This window comes from Mesorhizobium sp. M1348, assembly GCF_040317925.1.
Lineage (GTDB): Bacteria > Pseudomonadota > Alphaproteobacteria > Rhizobiales > Rhizobiaceae > Mesorhizobium.
Genome location: NZ_JAMYLH010000025.1, coordinates 63887 through 80691 on the forward strand (window position 1 = coordinate 63887; position 16805 = coordinate 80691).

Genomic DNA, 16805 nt, shown 5'->3' on the forward strand with positions numbered 1-16805 from the left:
AGAATGATGCCTATTCCGGCACATACCGCACCGCCCCCTTGGCGGCACTTGTCGCCATCGCCGCATAGGCGCGCAAAGCCGTCGTCACCTTGCGCTTGCGCTTTTCCTCGGGCTTCCAGGCAGCCATTCCCTTGGCCTCCATCGCCGCGCGGCGGGCGGCGAGCTCCGCGTCGTCGACGGCCAGCCGGATGGTGCGGTTGGGGATATCGATCTCGATCGTGTCGCCTTCCATGACCAGTCCGATCAGCCCGCCTTCCGCCGCTTCCGGCGAGACGTGGCCGATCGACAGGCCGGAGGTGCCGCCGGAAAAACGACCGTCGGTGATCAGCGCGCAGGCCTTGCCGAGACCCTTCGATTTGAGATAGCTGGTCGGATAGAGCATTTCCTGCATGCCGGGGCCGCCACGCGGCCCTTCATAGCGGATGACGACGACATCGCCGGCCTTGATCCCGTTCGACAGGATCGCCTTGACGCTGGCGTCCTGGCTTTCGAACACCCTTGCCGGGCCGGTGAATTTCAGGATCGATTCATCGACGCCGGCAGTCTTCACGATGCAGCCGTCGAGCGCCAGATTGCCTTTCAGCACGGCAAGGCCGCCATCCCTGGAGAAAGGATGTTCGGCCGAGCGGATGACGCCGGTTTCGCGGTTCGTGTCGAGCTCGTCCCAGCGGCGATCCTGGCTGAAGGCGACCTGCGTCGGCACGCCGCCGGGTGCCGCGAGGAAGAAATCGCGGACATTTTGGCTGGTGGTGCGCGAAATATCCCAATGGTCGAGCGCTTCGCCGAGGCTCGCGGTATGCACCGTCGGCAGGTCGCGGTTGATCAGCCCGGCGCTATCCAACTGGCCGAGGATCGCCATGATGCCGCCGGCGCGGTGGACGTCCTCCATATGAACGTCTGCCTTGGCCGGAGCGACCTTGCACAGCACCGGCACCCGCCGCGAGAGCCGGTCGATGTCTTCCATGGTGAAGTCGACCTCGCCCTCATGTGCTGCGGCGAGGATGTGCAGCACGGTGTTGGTCGAGCCGCCCATGGCGATGTCGAGCGTCATGGCGTTCTCGAAGGCGCCCTTCGAGGCGATGCTGCGCGGCAGCGCGGTGTCATCGTCCTGCTCGTAATAGCGCTGGGCTAGATCGACGATCAGATGGCCGGCCTCGACGAACAGGCGCTTGCGGTCGGCATGCGTGGCCAGCGTCGAGCCGTTGCCGGGCAGCGAGAGGCCGAGCGCCTCGGTCAGGCAGTTCATCGAATTGGCGGTAAACATGCCGGAGCAGGAGCCGCAGGTCGGACAGGCCGAGCGCTCGATGGTCTTGACGTCCTCGTCGGAGATTTTGTCGTCGGCGGCCGCCACCATGGCGTCGACCAGGTCAAGCGCCTGGCTCTTGCCGGCGAGCACCACCTTGCCGGCCTCCATCGGACCGCCGGAGACGAAGACGGTCGGGATGTTGAGGCGCAGCGACGCCATCAGCATGCCGGGCGTGATCTTGTCGCAATTCGAGATGCAGACCATCGCGTCGGCGCAGTGCGCGTTGACCATGTATTCGACGGAGTCGGCGATCAATTCGCGCGACGGCAGCGAATAGAGCATGCCGTCATGGCCCATGGCGATGCCGTCATCGACGGCGATGGTGTTGAACTCCTTGGCGACGCCGCCGGCCTTTTCGATCTCGCGGGCAACCAACTGGCCGAGATCCTTCAGATGGACATGGCCGGGCACGAATTGGGTGAAGGAATTGACCACGGCGATGATCGGCTTGCCGAAATCCGAATCCTTCATCCCGGTGGCACGCCACAGGCCGCGGGCGCCGGCCATGTTGCGGCCATGGGTTGTGGTGCGGGAACGGTAGGCGGGCATTGAACTGTCCTTGCTGTCTGCGTCGCGCCCAAAGGTGCGGAAAACCGGAATTGAGCCGCAGGCCTTATAAACGCCACGCTCTGGTCTGGCCACAATTTTGCGCTGCGCCAGGGTGTGGAACGAGCGGCCAGCCAAAGACGCAGCCGGTCCAGGCCGTAAAAAAGTCAGAAGTGCTGTCGGATCGTGTTTTGCTCGAGCGTCCTTGGGCAGACGGCGGCACCGGGCATCAATCGCCAGCCGGCCGTTTTGCGAGTGAAAACAAAGCCAAAACCAGCCCGAGGAGCAAGAGAATGCAAAAGATCACCACCTGCCTGTGGTTCGAGGACCAGGCCGAGGAGGCCATGAACCATTATGTCTCCATCTTCAAGAACTCGAAGGTGCTGAGCGTGATGCGCTGGCCCAAGGGCAGCGGCGATCGTGAGGGCAAGGTGCTGATGGTCTCATTCGAGCTCGACGGCGTTCAGTTCCAGGCGCTCAACGGCGGGCCGCAATTCAAGTTCACCCAGGCAGTCTCGCTCTCCATCGACTGCAAGACGCAGGAGGAGGTCGACTATTTCTGGGACAGGCTTATCGCGGGCGGTGGCGAGCCCAGCCAGTGCAGCTGGCTGAAGGACAAATTCGGCCTCTCCTGGCAGGTTGTTCCCGAGCAGCTGCCCAGGCTGCTGCTGGACCCCGACGGGGAAAAGGCCGGCCGCGTGATGCAGGCGATGATGCAGATGACCAAGATCGACATCGCCAAGATCGAAGAGGCAGCCAAGGGGTGAACGAACGCGCTCTTGCCTTCTCCCCCCTGTGGGAGAAGGTGGATCGGCGCGAAGCGCCGAGACGGTTGAGGGGTGCTGGACGGAATGAGACGTTGCTGTTTCCTGGAACACCCCTCATCCGTCGCCTTCGGCGACACCTTCTCCCACAAGGGGAGAAGGAACGCGGCGCATCAGGCCGCTCTGTCGCGGACCTGATAATCCTTGACTGCCGCGAAGCGGATCGCCTTCCAGCGCTCGGCCTCGTAGTTGAGCGAGAAGGCGTGCTGGGCGAGGAACACCGGATCGTTGTCGAGATCGCGGGCGATGTCGCCGCGATGCGCCTCGATGAAGCGCTGGAGCTCTGCCCTGTCGTCGGCTGATATCCAGCGGCAGACGGAAAAGCGCGACATCTCGAAATCGACCGGCAGTGTGTATTCGAAGTTCAGCCGCTCTTTCAGGACATCGAGCTGCAGGGCGCCGACGACGCCGACGATGGCCGGCGAGCCGTCCTCCGGCGAGAACAATTGCACGACGCCTTCCTCGGCCATCTGGTGCAGCGCTTCCTTGAGCTTCTTAGCCTTCATGGCATCGCCGAGGCGAACGCGGCGCAGGATTTCAGGTGCGAAATTCGGCACGCCGCGAAACAGGATCTCCTCGCCCTCGGTCAGCGTGTCGCCGATGCGCAGCGTGCCGTGGTTGGGGATGCCGACGACATCGCCGGCGAATGCCTCGTCGGCGGTGACGCGGGTGCGGGCGAAGAAGAATTGCGGCGCCGACAGGCTCATCGGCTTTCCAGTGCGCACCAGCTTGGCCTTCATGCCGCGCTCGAGCTTGCCGGAGCAGACACGGACGAAGGCGATGCGGTCGCGGTGGTTGGGGTCCATATTGGCCTGGATCTTGAAGACGAAGGAGGTCATCTTGTCCTCGGTCGCCTCGACCTTGCGGCTGTCGGCCTCCTGCGCGCGCGGCGGCGGCCCATAGGCGCCGAGCGCCTCGATCAGGTCGCGCACGCCGTAATTGCGCAGCGCCGAGCCGAAATAGACCGGCGTCAAATGGCCTTCGCGGAAGGCTTCCAGATCGAGCGGGCGGCAGGCCTCGCGTGCCAGCTCCAGCTCCTCGATGAAGGCCTCCCGCTCGTTCTCCGGCAACAGGCCGGCGACCCGGTTGGAATCGGGTCCATTGACCGGCGTGCGCTCCTTTTCGGCGTCGCCCTTGCGAACCGCGTTCAGCGCCAGATGGTAAGTGCCGGAAAAGGTCTTGCCGCGGCCGATCGGCCAGGTGATCGGTGCTGTATCCAGCGCCAGCTTCTGCTCGATCTCGTCGAGGATGTCGAACGGGTCGCGGCTTTCGCGGTCCATCTTGTTGACGAAGGTGATGATCGGGATATCGCGCAGCCGGCAGACCTCGAATAGTTTCAGCGTGCGCGGCTCGATGCCCTTGGCGGCGTCGATGACCATGACGGCGCTGTCGACCGCCGACAGCGTGCGATAGGTGTCGTCGGCGAAATCCTCGTGGCCGGGCGTGTCGAGCAGGTTGAAGACGGTGTCCTCGTATTCGAAGGTCATCACCGACGTCACCACCGAAATGCCGCGCTCGCGTTCGATCTTCATCCAGTCCGACCGGGTCTGGATGCGGTCCTTCTTGGCTTTGACCTCGCCGGCAAGCTGGATGGCGCCGCCGAACAAAAGCAGCTTTTCGGTGAGCGTGGTCTTGCCGGCGTCGGGGTGGGCAATGATCGCGAAAGTGCGGCGGCGCGATACCGCTTGTTCGATGTCTTCAGCCAATTTCATGGAATCCTGTCTGTGGCGCGGGCTTCTAGCAGCGCTTTTCCGGCCTGTCGAACGGAAACACCCTTCGCCCCTCAATGCCAGATGATGCAAATGTCACTGCGGGCCGCGAGTTCAGTCACGGATCACAGCCGCTTCAGTGACCGAACCGGCATCATCCGTGCGGATGGCGAGCCACTCATAGTCGATCGAAAGCAATCCCCTTTCCGGGCCGAGGACATAGACCAGGCTCCAATCGGAAAACTTGTCGGTCTCAGGCGGCGGGCCGAGCGCCGCAAGGACTTCTGCGCGCGATTTCCCAACCAACCACCCGGTCAGCACCAGGCTGTCGGCGATGCGATGGCGTTTATGCAAGGGATCATACCAGCTGTAGTCACCGACTTGCCACCACGATCGAATGAACGGCAGTGGGCCGAAGAAAACGGCATAAGCGATCATGACCATGGCAGTGCCAAGAGCCAGACCTCGCGTCCAGCGGCGCAAACGAGCCCTTTGTGGCTGGGGCATGATTTCTGGTCGGGAACTCAACAGCGGAAGCTTTCTCGCAAAGACAATGTCATCGACCGTTTCGAGAACGGAACACCACGACGCACCAAGGGTGAGCATGTATCACGACGGCAGGAGGGTATGAAGTCCTGCCGTTTAAGGTGGAGGCCGTGAGCAAAGACATCCTCGTCATCGGCGCTTCCATCGCCTGGAACCTGAGTGCAGAGCTGTCGACCTCTCCGGCTGCCGCGGTCTCCGGTTCACGTCCCAACGTCAGGCCGGTTCGGCGGCATGGCTCTCGAAGGCCACCTCGGGAATCCACTCGGCAATTGCGGCGCCGATCCTGTCGGCATGGTCCTCCTGCAGATAATGCGCGCCGGGTCCGAGATCGATCAACCGGCAGTTCTTCAGGCCCGCCGCGAATTCCCGTGCCGCCTGCGGCGAGACGACGGCGCCCGGATCGCCTGAGAAAAGCAGCTTCGGGTAGGCGGAAAGCCGGAGCGCCCGATGGTCGTGCTCGCTGATGGCGGCGACATCGGCAGGCTGACCTTCGATCGGCAGGTCGCGCGGCAGCCGCAGGATCGGCTTGCGCGATTGCGGCGTCGGGAACGGCGCCCGGTAGGCGGCCATTTCCTCATCGCTCATCGTGCGCAGCACAGCGGCCGGCAGCACCTTTTCGACGAAGACGTTGTCTTCCAGGACAAGCTTTTCACCGACGCCCGGCGTGCGCATTGCCTTGAACAATTCGCGCGCCTGCGGACGCTGGTGAAAATCGTCCCAGTTCTCGAAGGGGCGGATGAATTCCATGAAGGCGAGGCCGAGGATCCGCTGCGGCCGCCGGGCCGCGAGATGGAAGGCGAGTGCGGTGCCCCAGTCCTGCGCGACGACCACCATGTCGGTGATGCCAAGCGTCTCGATGAAGGCGTCGAGATAGCGGACGTGGTCGAAGAAGCGATAGTCGATGTCCGGCTTGCCGGACTGGCCATAGCCGATCAGGTCGGGCGCGATGCAGCGGCCGCACGGCGCCACATGCGGGATGATGTTGCGCCAGATGTAGGACGACGTCGGGTTGCCGTGCAGGAAGAGCACAGTCGGACCGGCCGTGCCTGCCTCGACATAGGAGATGGTGGAATCGAGTACCGCGACTTGCGAGCGCGGCAACATTGTGCGGGATTGCTGCTTTTCGAGTTTCGGGTTCATCGGATCAGCTCCTTTTTGCGAAGACTGTTTTGAAAACGATGTTCTTGAAACGCTCGAGCGGTTCGGGACTGCGCTCCACCTTCATGCGCAGCATCGCGCCTTGCCAGGAACTCAAAAGGAAATCGGCGAGATCCTCGGCATCGAACGCGTCGGTGATATCGCCGGCCGCCTGGCCCTCGGCGATGCACTCGGCGAAGGGCTTGCGCCAGCGTTCGAAAATGGCGACGAGTTGCAGCCTCAGCGCCTCACTGTGAGCCGCCGTCTCGAGGCTGAGATTGCCAATCATGCAGCCCCGTGCCCAATTATGCGCCTCCAGCTTCGACGTGATGATTTCGAGGTAGCGGCGCAAGCGCCCGACCGGGGGCGTGCCGTCCCGGGCGAGGGCCTGCTCCACCAAACCGCTCACATAGGCGAAATAGCGGTCCAGCACCTCGCCGGTGAACGCCTCCTTGGATGCAAAATGATTGGTGAAGGACCCCGGGCGGGCATCGGCCGCGGCGACGATGTCGCGCACACCGGCGGCCGAATAGCCGGAATTCCAGATGGTTTTGAAACCGGCGTCGAGGAGTTTTTCGCGAAGTGAATGTCTAGCCATCGCGATACAATACGTACGTACGTATTAAAGTCAAGAGGCATATTTTGATACCGCGCGCTCTTGGCAGAACCCACGGGCAATGGCATCGCAGTGGTGGCGTTGGACCGAGGAGTGAAGCATGACAGCGGCGAAAGAAGTGATTGTCATCGGCGCCGGCATCATCGGCGCCTCCATCGCCTGGCACCTGACCAGGGCCGGAGCAAAGGTGACGGTCATTGCCGGCAGCGGCGCCGGCGGCGTCGCGACACCGAATTCCTTTGCCTGGATCAATGCCAGTTGGGGCAATCCGGAGGTCTATTTCCGGCTGCGCATTCGGTCGATGGCCGAATGGACGCGATTGGCGAACGAGGTGCCCGGCATCCCGTTGCAATGGTGCGGTGGCCTGTGCTGGGACCTGCCACGTGCTGAGCTCGAAGCCTATGCGGCCGAGCATTCCGCCTGGGGCTACGGCATCGAGCGTGTCGACCGTGCCGGAGCGGCGCGCATTGAGCCCAATCTGACCGAGCTTCCCGATTTCGCCCTTTATGTGCCTGGGGAAGGCGTTGCCGAGCCGGTCGCTGCCACGCAAGCACTGCTCGCCGACGCCGAACGGCGCGGCGCGCGGCTGCTGACGGGAGTTACCGCGACCGCGCTTGTGCAGGCCAACGGCAGGATTGCCGGCGTCGATACATCCGGCGGGCGGATTGCTGCCGACGAGGTGGTGATCGCGGCCGGAGCCGGCTCTCCGGCACTAGCGGCAACAGCCGGGATAGAACTGCCGATCGAGACGCCACCCGGCCTGATCGTGCATTCGCGCCCCACCGAAAAGCTGCTCAACGGCCTGGTCATCGGCGACCGCCTGCATATGCGCCAGACGGCGGAAGGCCGCGTCATCGCCGGCTCGGATTTCGGCGGCGCCGATCCCGGCATGGATGCCGAGGCAACTGCCCGCGAGTTATTTGCGGCGATGAAGGCGATGCTGCGCGGCGCGGACGGGCTGGAACTCGATTTCCACACGGTTGGCTACCGGCCGACGCCGATCGATGGCTTTCCGATCATTGGCCGCGCCGAAGGCACGAGCGGCATCTACCTCGCCGTCATGCATTCCGGCATCACGCTGGCACCGGCCGTCGGCCTGTTCGCTGCCCGCGAAATCCTCGACGGCGAGCGCGATCCGCTGCTTGATCCCTACGGGCTGGCGCGGCTTACTCAATAACCGGGCGGGCGGCGAAAGCCGCTGGTTAGCGGGTCGATTGCCCTGGCGATCCCGAGCAGGCGCGACTCCGACCAGCGTTTGCCAACAAGCTGTAGTCCGATGGGCAGGCCATTGCTGTCCTGTCCGCAGGGCAGCGACAGTGCGGGGTGGCCGCTGTAGTTGAACACCGCACCATAGGCCGGCAGCATCCAGTAGCTTTGCTCCCTGCCGTCGACCTCGATCGGCGTTCCCGGCTCGCAATGCGGGAAGGCGGTGACCATGGCGACGGGGCACAACAAGGCGTCGCAGCCGTCCAAGAACCGTTCCCACGCCAGGATGGAGCGGTCGCGGCGGGCGAGCGCCTCGAACCAGCGCGCGACCGGCGTCGGCTTCTCCGGTGGTCCAGGCTGCGCCGCCTCCAGCATCATGCCGATCAGCGCACCGCTTTGCTCCAGGTCGTCGTGCAGGTCGAGCTTCGGCAATTCGGCTTCCTCGACGATGGCGCCCGCAACCTGAAGCTCTTTTGCCAGACTTTCGACCGCCGCGCTGATCTCGCCGGCCACCGGAAAGCCCGGAAAGGACGGCGCGACGGCAATGCGCAAATTTTTGAGATCCAGTTCCTGCAGGCCTTCGAGCGGTACCGGCGCAAGGTCGGTATCGCTTCCATCCGGCCCGGCAATGAGGCCGTAGATCAACGCCAGGTCCTCGACGCTGCGTGCCATCGGTCCGAGGCAGGAGATCAGCCGCACGCTGCGCGGCGCCCCGCCTGGATCGGGGAAAGCACCGGCGAGCGAGACGCGGTGCTCGGTTGGCTTGACGCCGTAGATGCCGCAAAAGGCAGCGGGCAGCCGGATCGAATCCTGCATGTCGGTGCCGACCTCGAACGGCGTCATTCCGGCGCTGAGCGCCGCCGCCGCACCGCCACTGGAGCCGCCGGCGGTGCGCTGGAGGTTCCAGGGGTTGCCGGTGCGGCCGAACAGCGGATTGCCCGACTGCCAGTCACCGAGCATTGTCGCCACGTTCGTCTTGCCCACCAATATGCCGCCTGCCGCCTTCAGCCGGGCAACGACCGGACTGTCTGCTCTCGGGGCATAGTCGGCGAAGGCCGGGAAGCCGACGGTGGTTCTCATGCCAGCGGTTTCGTGCGTGTCCTTTAGTGTGAATGGCACACCGTGCAGCGGCCCAAGTGCCTCGCCGCGCGCCTGCGCTTCGTCGGCCTTGCCGGCGCGTTGCCGCGCACCGTCCCGATCGAGGATTACGACGGCATTGACCGCCTCATTGTGCCTGTCGATCTGCGCCAGGTGCTCGTCCAGCACCTCTATTGCGGAAACCGTACGGTCGCGGATGGCCGCGGCCAGTTTGGTGGTCGACGAAAAGACGATATCCATCCTGAATGCTCCGGGCTATCGCGCCGCGCTCCTCAAAATGGCGGATTGCGGCGCGGCTTCAAGCCTGGCTCGGCATTTCGACGACGGCGGCGCTTGATCGGGATTGCGCTGCCGGGATCCGTTGAGGGTCGGCGCTGTCCAGCGGCCTCGCCGCGATCGGCACCTCTACGGCTTACCGTCCCCTGTTGTGCGTCCGCTCGTAGAGCTCACGGATGATGCCGCTTGCCGTGGTCTCGAACAGAAACGGCAAGAAAGCGTGAACGAGCGCGGCAAAAGCCGCCATGAACAATCGCGACGAGAACCATGCAGCGAAAGCCATATGGCCGAAATAGCTCTCGCCGACCGCGGCCGGGTGAGAGGTGAAAAGTCTTGCGAGCCGTGCTGTCATGTCGATCCCTCCTGCCGGCATGAAGAGCCGGCCATGAATATCCTGCCACGGCTGTTCGGTTGATCGGTCTCAAATTGTCCTTGTATCAAGCCAAGTTTTGGGACAATCATCCCACATGATGCCGGAAATCGACGAAATAGACCGGAGATTGCTGGCCGAGCTGCAACGCGACGGAACTCTGTCCGTCGACCAGCTCTCGGCAAGAATATCGCTGTCGCGCAATGCCTGCTGGCGCCGGGTCAAGCGGCTGGAGGAAGACGGCGTCATCACCGGTCGGGTGGCGCTGGTCGACGCCGACAAGCTTGGACTCGGCCTTTCGGTGTTTATCATGATCCGCACCTCGAACCACGATCCCGACTGGCTGCAAAGATTCCGGGCGGCGGTGACCGGCTTTGCCGAGATCACCGGCGCCTACCGCATGTCCGGCGATCTCGACTATGTCCTGCGCGCCCGCGTCGCCGATGTGAAGGCCTATGACCGGCTCTACCAGCGGCTGATCGCCAAGGTGGCGCTGTCGGACGTTTCGGCCTCCTTCGTCATGGAGGAGATCAAGGAGACCACGGTCGTTCCGATGGAACTGCGCTGAAGCGGAACTGTGCTGAAAGAAAGCCGTTGATAGCATTGCCGCCGAGTTGACTGAACCGGCGTTCGCGACGATAGGATCAGCCTCATGCGCGCAGCACTTTATCCCTCCTCCGTCATCGGTCCGGCTGTCGGCTTCGTCAGGCTACCGCATGGCGAGGGGTTGCCGCTACCCGCCTATGAGAGCTCGGGCGCCGCCGGCATGGACCTGCGCGCCGCCGTCCCGGACGACAGGCCGCTTTTGATCCTGCCGGGAAAGCGCGCGCTGGTGCCGACCGGGCTGGTCCTGGAAATTCCCGAGGGCGTCGAAGGCCAGGTCCGGCCGCGTTCCGGCCTTGCCTTCAAGCACGGGCTCACCTGCCTCAACACGCCCGGCACCATCGACAGCGACTATCGCGGCGAGGTCAAGGTGCTGCTGATCAATCTCGGCGACGAGGATTTCGCGGTAACGCGCGGCATGCGGATCGCCCAGATCGTCTTCGCCCCGGTGACGCAGGCGACGGTCGAGGAGCGCACATTGGCCGGCGGTACAACGCGCGGCTCGGGCGGCTTCGGATCGACCGGCACGGCCTGATGAGCGCTGCGAAATGAAGATACCCAAACTCGTCATCTTCGATTGCGACGGGGTTCTGGTCGACACCGAGAACCTGGCCAACCGGCGCCTCGCCGAGTGGCTGACTGCGGCCGGCTTTCCGGCCAGCTTTGAATATTGCCGCAAGAATTTTTCCGGCCGCAGCATGGTCTCTGTGCAGAAGGAAGTCGAGGCGACCGGCGTCAGCCTCGGCGCCGATTTTGTCGAGCGCTGGAACGCCGGCCTGCCGGACCTGTTCGCGCATGGCGTCGAGGCCATCCCCTACGTTCGCGAGTTCATCGAAACCGTGCACGCCGCCGGCATCGCCACCTGTGTCGCCTCATCGGCACGGGTATCGAAAATGCACATCACACTCGGCCAGACCGGGCTGCTGCCGCTGTTCGAGCATGCGCTGTTCAGCTCGACCATGGTCTCGCGCGGCAAGCCGTTCCCCGACCTCTTCCTGCATGCGGCAGCGACGATGGGCTTCGCGCCCGCCGACTGTATCGTCATCGAGGACAGCGTCGCTGGGACGGCAGCCGGCATCGCCGCCGGCATGCGCGTCTATTCCTACCGCGGCGACCCGCTTTCCGACCGTGACGGACTGAGCGAAGCCGGCGGCATCCTGTTCGACGACATGCGCGAACTGGCCGGGCTGGTGCCGATCCACTAATCGGGCCTTTGTTCAAGCTGCGCTGTATGTTGCAGCTGCTTGTGCTAGCTTGCGCGCGCCCGACATAACGAGCGCGCGCATGACCTTCTCCCTGGTTCGGTTCCTCTTTGCCTGCCTGCTGCTGCCTTGTCTCTGGACGACGGCCAGCGCTGAGGCCGTCAGCTCCCCGGAGCTCGGCAGCGCCGTCTCCGGCCACGGCGATGTCACCTATCTCGACCTCGCCAGGATGGTCATTCCAGATCTGGCCGCGGACAAGGACGGCTTCTACCGGGGTTCGATGCCGATCGAGATGCGTCACATCGCTGGACCGGACTACGGCGGCTCGCCGCCGGCGGTGTCGGGTCTTTCCAATGCCGGCGTGCTCGGCATCAAGGCCGGCGGCAAGGAGCGGCTGACCATGCTGTTCGACCTTGGCGACTCGCCTGACAGTGCCGAGGGCTATGCCGTGCTGGCGCTCTACGACGTCACCGGCAAGCCGGCCCTGCTCGACGCCGTCAATGTCGCCGTCGACCGCATCACCTATCTTCGCGATCCGGGCACGCTGCCGATCGGGCCTGGTGACGACGCCATCATCAGCATGAGCATGCATTTCAATTCGAGCCAGGGCTATGGGATCACGCCGCTGATCATGGTCCGTAACGACAGGTTCGAGCTGATCGACACGATCTATACGTTCGACGAAAACCTCTGCACTCATAGGAGGACGCAAAATGCGGCGTTCCAGGCGGTCGCCGACGGCCAGCCCTATGCAGCCATCAAGGTCACGGTGACCGACGCGGCGCTACCGGGGGAAGAAAGCTGCGACGGCCAGCCGCCGCCAGAGGCGTCTTCGCGCGACATTTCCGTCACCTATCATTGGGACAAAAACGCTTCGCACTACGTCAAGGATTCCGATGCGCTGGACCGATTGGCAGATGAGAACGCCAAACGCTTCTGAGCCAACCGCATTTGTTTGCCCGGCGCGTTCCGCCGGGCTAGAATTTGCCTCACATTCTGCACTGGAGGGGAGCATCCATGGACAAGGGCAAGATTTTTCGCGACCTGCATGCCTCGATCTTCGTCATGGCCAATTCCTGGGACGTCGGCACGACCAAGCTCTTGGCCTCGTTCGGCTTCAAGGCGCTGGCGACGACCAGCGCCGGCTTTGCCTTTTCGCGCGGCCTGCCCGATGGCGCGGTGACGTTCGAGGCGATGATCCATCATTGCCGTGAAGTGTCGGCGGCGACCGGGTTGCCGGTTTCGGCCGACCTCGAAAAGGGCAAGGGCGACAGCGCGACAAGTGCCGGCGAAACCATCTTCGCCGCCGAGGCGGCAGGCCTCGCCGGCTGCTCGATCGAGGACCATACCGGCGAGCCCGACAAGCCGATCTATGATTTTGCGCATGCCGTCGAGCGCGTCGCGGCGGCGGCGGAAGCGGCACGGGCACTGAAACGCGATTTCGTCTTCACCGCGCGGGCCGAGAATTTTCTGTGGGGCAAGCCCGACCTCGACGATACGATCAAGCGGCTGCAGGCCTTCGAGAAGGCCGGCGCCGACGTACTCTATGCACCGGGGCTGGGCGACATCGAGATGGTGCGAACCGTCTGCTCGGCCCTGACCAAGCCGGTCAACGTCATGGCCAGGCCCGGCTTCACCATCGCCGACCTGGCCATGGCGGGAGTAAAGCGCGTCTCGCTCGGCCCATGGCTCACCAATTTCGCCTTCGGCATGCTGGAGACCGCGGCGCGCGAGATCCAGCAGGACGGCACCTTCGGCTTCACCCGCGCCGCCATGCCGTTCGGCAAGCTGCAGGCGCTGTTTGCCAAATCGTCAGCCTAGGTCGGGCCCGGCGAATGACGCTCACCGTCGTCGACATGCACACCGGCGGCGAGCCGCTGCGGATCGTCACCGGCGGCTACCCCGACATTCCCAAGGGCACGATCCTCGAAAAGCGTGCCTATGTGCGCGACCATCTCGATCATCTCAGAAAGATCCTGATGTTCGAGCCGCGCGGCCATTACGACATGTATGGCGCGCTGCTGGTGGAGCCCGACCTGCCGGGCGCCGACCTCGCCGTGCTGTTCATGCACAATGAGGGCTATTCGACGATGTGCGGCCACGCCATCGTCGCGCTCGGCCGCTACGCCGTCGAGGAGCGGCTGGTGGCGCCACGCGAGCCGCTGACGACCGTCAACATCGAGGCGCCATGCGGGCTGATTTCGGCTGCGGTCGAGGTAAGGGATGGCAAGGCCGGTGCGGTGTCCTTCGAAAGCGTGCCGGCGTTTCTGTTCGCCCGCGACCGGCGGATCGAGCTGCCAGGCTATGGTCCGGTCGGCTTCGACATCGCTTATGGCGGCGCCTTCTATGCGCTCGCCGACTGCCGCCAGTTCGGGCTGGAATTCGGCAGGAACCGGGTGCGCGATTTCGTCGATGCAGCGACCGCGCTGACCAATAAGCTCAAGGCCGAATTGCCGCTGTCGCATCCCGACCATGCCGATCTCGCCTTTCTCTACGGCACCATCCTCACCGACGGACAGGATGCGTTCTCCGATACGCCGACCAAAAACATCTGCGTTTTCGCCGAAGCCGAGGTCGACCGTTCGCCGACCGGCTCGGGAGTCACCGCGCGGCTGGCGGCCATGCACGCCAAGGGGCAAATCGAGATTGGCCGGACGCGGCTGTTCGAGAGCATCGCCGGCTCGCGCTTTTCCGGTGCGGTCGCGCGCACGGCCACAGCCGGGCCGCATGACGCCATCATCGCCCGCGTCGGCGGCCGTGCCTACTACTCAGGGCGGGCCGAATTCATTGTCGAGGACGACGACGAACTGGGGCGCGGCTTTCTGCTGCGCTAAGGCGTGTTGATGTTCAACTGCCGGCGAACGGCGGTGCCTCGAGCCCAGGACAAAAGGGCCGGATGCAGCTGTTCAACGCCGCGATGCTCGTGGGTCACGGCATGGATCCTAGGGTCTTCGCCGCGTCGCTTCGCTCTTGCTCCGCCCTAGGATGACGAAATGAGGGAGGCCGCAGCTAACTTCCAAGGGTTGTGATTTGCCGTCCGCTACCACCCTCTACACTGCGACGCAACGGCCAATCTCCGACGTCCGCGACTTGTCTTGAACCCCCGCGCCTTCGTCATCCTAGGGCGGAGCAGGAGCGAAGCGATGTCGCGGAGACCCTAGGATCCATGCCGTTACTATGGCTGAAGAGTGCAGCGCTTCTGTGCGCCGGACTTGCACCAACAAGGGCGGTCAGCTCCCTTCCCGTGCCGAGATCGCCTTGTGAAGATGCACCATCATGGCGGCGGCGAACAGCGGCGTCAGAAGATTGAGCAGCGGCACGGCCAGGAAAGCCGCGACCACCAGACCGGCGAGGAACACGGTGACAGCGTGCTTTCTGCGCAGCGCCTTGGCCTCAGCCTCCGGGCGAAAGCGCATGGCGGCGAACTCGAAGAACTCGCGCCCGAGCAGATAGCCGTTGACGATGAAGAAGGCGGCAATGTTGATGCCGGGCACCAGGAGAAGCAGCAGGGCGACGATATTGCCGAGGATGACGACGCCGAAGAACCTGATCGCCAGCACCAGCGAGCGCAGCGCCGGCACGGCGCGGCCGGGCGGATCGTTGGGATAATCGGTGCGCTCGACCACTTCGGCGACGTCGTCGAGGAACAGGCCGGCGATGATCGCCGTCACCGGCGCGATGAGCAGCGCCAGCCCCAGCGCAAGGCCGATGCCGGCGACGACGGCGCCCAGCCATCCGGCCCAGGAGGGAAGGGCGGGCAGCCATGCATCGATCCACGGCCAGGCCAGCCATTCGAACAGCCCCTTGATCCCGAACCAAAGCGCCGCCAGCGCCAGCAAGGTCAGCCCCAGCGTCTTCACGAACACGGAACGGAATTCGGGCGAGAACAGCCGGCTCAAGGCGGCGCGGGCGGCGTCGAGGATCACGGCGTTTCCAATCCCATGTCAAACGTGCCCGTGGCTGATATCTCCGAATAGGCGGAGATCGCCCAAGTCGCAAGCGCGGCTTCCTAGCGCGCGACCTTCGCCTGGGGAATGGTCATCGCCGCCACGCCGGCGACGACCAGGGCCATTCCCCACCATGCGCTCGGACCAAGGCTTTCGCCAAGGAACACGGCTCCGATAGCAACGCCGATCGGCACCCGCAGATAGGCTTTCGAGGTGGTGCCGACGGAACCCAGCGTATGGAGGAGGCGGAAATAGATTGAGAAGGCCAGCGCGGTTGAAAACACGGAAAGCCCGAGCAGCGCAAGGATCGAGGTCGTCGATGGCGCCAGCGTCCATGGCTGATCGAACGCAAGGCTCAAGGGGATCAGCATCGCGGCGCCGCAGAGCATCGAACCGGCGGCCGGCACCATCGGGTCGAGCCCCCTGAAGCCGCGACCGAAAACGGCAGCGCCGGCATAGCAGATCGTCGCCGCGACCACGGCAAGTTGCGGCAACAATTGCTGTCTGAGGCCGCCTAGCGCCGGGACGCCGATGACGAGGCATATTCCGGCGATTCCCGCCCCGACGCCGAACAGCTTGCGCATGGTCGCCGGTTCATGGCGGGTGATGAGGGCGGTCAGCAAGAAGGTGAAGATCGGCGAGGTCGCATTCAGGATCGTGGCCAGCCCGGCATCCAGCGAGCGCTCGGCCGAAGCGATCAGCGTGAACGGCACGACGCTGTTGAGGCATGCCTGGAATGCAAACCGGCGCCAGCTTGCGGCATCACCCGGCAAGGCCAGCCCGCGCCAGCGGATCAGGGCGAGCAGGATGCCACCCGCGATCAGGGTTCGCGCGGCGATCAGCGTCACCGGCGGGATCGTCGCGACGCCGATCTTGATGAAGCTGTAGGATGCGCCCCACAGCACCGCCAATACGACGAGCAGCACCAGCTCGATCCTCGTGTCGGTTTTCATGGACATGGCCGGCTGGAACCTCTGGGCATCGCTCATCTCAGCCATGCTTGTAAGCCAGGCACGCGGGAAATGCTTCGGCCGCCATCCAACGATGGTCGCTATGCTGACATTCGTCGGATCGCGGCATTGTCGACTAGGCAAAGCCGCATCAAACCGCTAGACCCGCCCGCGCCCGGCGTGGCAGAAAGCCGGTAGTTTTTTGGCGGAGACATGAATTGATGCCGGACTATGACGTGCTTTGTATCGGAAATGCCATCGTCGACATCATCGCCCAGTGCGACGAGGCGTTCCTGGAGACCAACGGCATCATCAAGGGCGCGATGAATTTGATCGACACGCGGCGCGCCGAACTGCTCTACAGCCGCATGGGCCCGGCCATCGAAGCCTCGGGCGGCAGCGCCGGCAACACGGCGGCGGGCGTCGCCTCCTTCGGCGGCCGCGCCGCTTTCTTCGGCAAGGTCTCCAA

The 16805-nt window shown here is 64.2% G+C and carries 17 protein-coding genes and 1 pseudogene; 9 read left to right on the forward strand and 9 right to left on the reverse strand.

The genetic code is table 11. From position 1 onward, the window contains the following. Positions 1-10: 10 nt before the first annotated feature. Positions 11-1855, reverse strand: coding sequence for a dihydroxy-acid dehydratase (gene ilvD, locus NKH13_RS28040; RefSeq protein WP_352719295.1), 1845 nt, complete (start codon positions 1853-1855; stop codon positions 11-13). A 290-nt stretch (positions 1856-2145) separates the two neighbouring features. On the opposite strand from ilvD, the gene NKH13_RS28045 reads away from it, so the two are divergent. Continuing rightward, positions 2146-2619: a VOC family protein gene (locus NKH13_RS28045; RefSeq protein WP_352719296.1), complete on the forward strand. Its 474-nt coding sequence runs from the start codon at positions 2146-2148 to the stop codon at positions 2617-2619. A 170-nt stretch (positions 2620-2789) separates the two neighbouring features. Here the strand turns inward: NKH13_RS28045 and NKH13_RS28050 are convergent, their stop codons facing one another. The 4 genes from NKH13_RS28050 to NKH13_RS28065 all read right to left on the reverse strand — a co-directional run bounded on the left by NKH13_RS28050 (position 2790) and on the right by NKH13_RS28065 (position 6666). Further along, positions 2790-4388, reverse strand: coding sequence for a peptide chain release factor 3 (locus NKH13_RS28050; RefSeq protein WP_502908411.1), 1599 nt, complete (start codon positions 4386-4388; stop codon positions 2790-2792). 111 nt (positions 4389-4499) lie between these two features. Continuing rightward, positions 4500-4991, reverse strand: a complete 492-nt coding sequence (locus NKH13_RS28055; RefSeq protein WP_352719297.1) for a hypothetical protein — start codon at positions 4989-4991, stop codon at positions 4500-4502. Between the two features lie 153 nt (positions 4992-5144). Next, positions 5145-6071 carry a haloalkane dehalogenase gene (locus NKH13_RS28060; protein WP_352719298.1) on the reverse strand — a complete coding sequence of 309 codons (927 nt, stop codon included), beginning with the start codon at positions 6069-6071 and terminating at the stop codon, positions 5145-5147. Positions 6072-6075: 4 nt separating this feature from the next. Beyond that, positions 6076-6666 (reverse strand): TetR/AcrR family transcriptional regulator, encoded by a 591-nt coding sequence (locus NKH13_RS28065; protein WP_352719299.1) that lies wholly within the window; start codon positions 6664-6666, stop codon positions 6076-6078. A gap of 118 nt (positions 6667-6784) precedes the next feature. Here NKH13_RS28065 and NKH13_RS28070 point away from each other — a divergent pair, with 118 nt between their 5' ends. Then, on the forward strand, positions 6785-7861 hold the full coding sequence (locus NKH13_RS28070) for an NAD(P)/FAD-dependent oxidoreductase (RefSeq protein WP_352719300.1): 1077 nt from the start codon (positions 6785-6787) through the stop codon (positions 7859-7861). Here NKH13_RS28070 and NKH13_RS28075 read toward each other — a convergent pair. Next, positions 7855-9228 carry an amidase gene (locus NKH13_RS28075; protein ID WP_352719301.1) on the reverse strand — a complete coding sequence of 458 codons (1374 nt, stop codon included), beginning with the start codon at positions 9226-9228 and terminating at the stop codon, positions 7855-7857. The genes NKH13_RS28070 and NKH13_RS28075 overlap by 7 nt on opposite strands. 172 nt (positions 9229-9400) lie before the next feature. Continuing rightward, positions 9401-9616 carry a DUF6356 family protein gene (locus NKH13_RS28080; protein ID WP_352469961.1) on the reverse strand — a complete coding sequence of 72 codons (216 nt, stop codon included), beginning with the start codon at positions 9614-9616 and terminating at the stop codon, positions 9401-9403. A gap of 115 nt (positions 9617-9731) precedes the next feature. On the opposite strand from NKH13_RS28080, the gene NKH13_RS28085 reads away from it, so the two are divergent. From NKH13_RS28085 to NKH13_RS28110, 6 genes are all read left to right on the forward strand, one after another. Next, entirely contained in the window at positions 9732-10202 is a 471-nt protein-coding gene (locus tag NKH13_RS28085; protein WP_352719302.1) for an Lrp/AsnC family transcriptional regulator, read from the forward strand. 84 nt (positions 10203-10286) lie between these two features. Further along, complete coding sequence (gene dut / locus NKH13_RS28090) at positions 10287-10772, forward strand: dUTP diphosphatase (protein ID WP_352719303.1); 486 nt, start codon at positions 10287-10289, stop codon at positions 10770-10772. A gap of 13 nt (positions 10773-10785) precedes the next feature. Further along, positions 10786-11442: an HAD family hydrolase gene (locus NKH13_RS28095; RefSeq protein ID WP_352915860.1), complete on the forward strand. Its 657-nt coding sequence runs from the start codon at positions 10786-10788 to the stop codon at positions 11440-11442. 79 nt (positions 11443-11521) lie between these two features. After that, entirely contained in the window at positions 11522-12379 is an 858-nt protein-coding gene (locus NKH13_RS28100) for a hypothetical protein (RefSeq protein ID WP_352915863.1), read from the forward strand. Positions 12380-12456: 77 nt separating this feature from the next. Beyond that, positions 12457-13260, forward strand: coding sequence for an isocitrate lyase/PEP mutase family protein (locus tag NKH13_RS28105; protein WP_352719305.1), 804 nt, complete (start codon positions 12457-12459; stop codon positions 13258-13260). Positions 13261-13274: 14 nt separating this feature from the next. Continuing rightward, positions 13275-14273, forward strand: a complete 999-nt coding sequence (locus NKH13_RS28110) for a proline racemase family protein (RefSeq protein ID WP_352719306.1) — start codon at positions 13275-13277, stop codon at positions 14271-14273. 396 nt (positions 14274-14669) lie between these two features. Here NKH13_RS28110 and NKH13_RS28115 read toward each other — a convergent pair whose 3' ends face one another. Beyond that, positions 14670-15365 carry a sulfate transporter family protein gene (locus NKH13_RS28115; RefSeq protein ID WP_352719307.1) on the reverse strand — a complete coding sequence of 232 codons (696 nt, stop codon included), beginning with the start codon at positions 15363-15365 and terminating at the stop codon, positions 14670-14672. An 83-nt stretch (positions 15366-15448) separates the two neighbouring features. Then, on the reverse strand, positions 15449-16339 hold the full coding sequence (locus NKH13_RS28120) for a DMT family transporter (RefSeq protein WP_502914587.1): 891 nt from the start codon (positions 16337-16339) through the stop codon (positions 15449-15451). 218 nt (positions 16340-16557) lie between these two features. On the opposite strand from NKH13_RS28120, the pseudogene NKH13_RS28125 reads away from it, so the two are divergent. Continuing rightward, positions 16558-16805, forward strand: a pseudogene (locus NKH13_RS28125) (adenosine kinase); the annotation flags it as partial.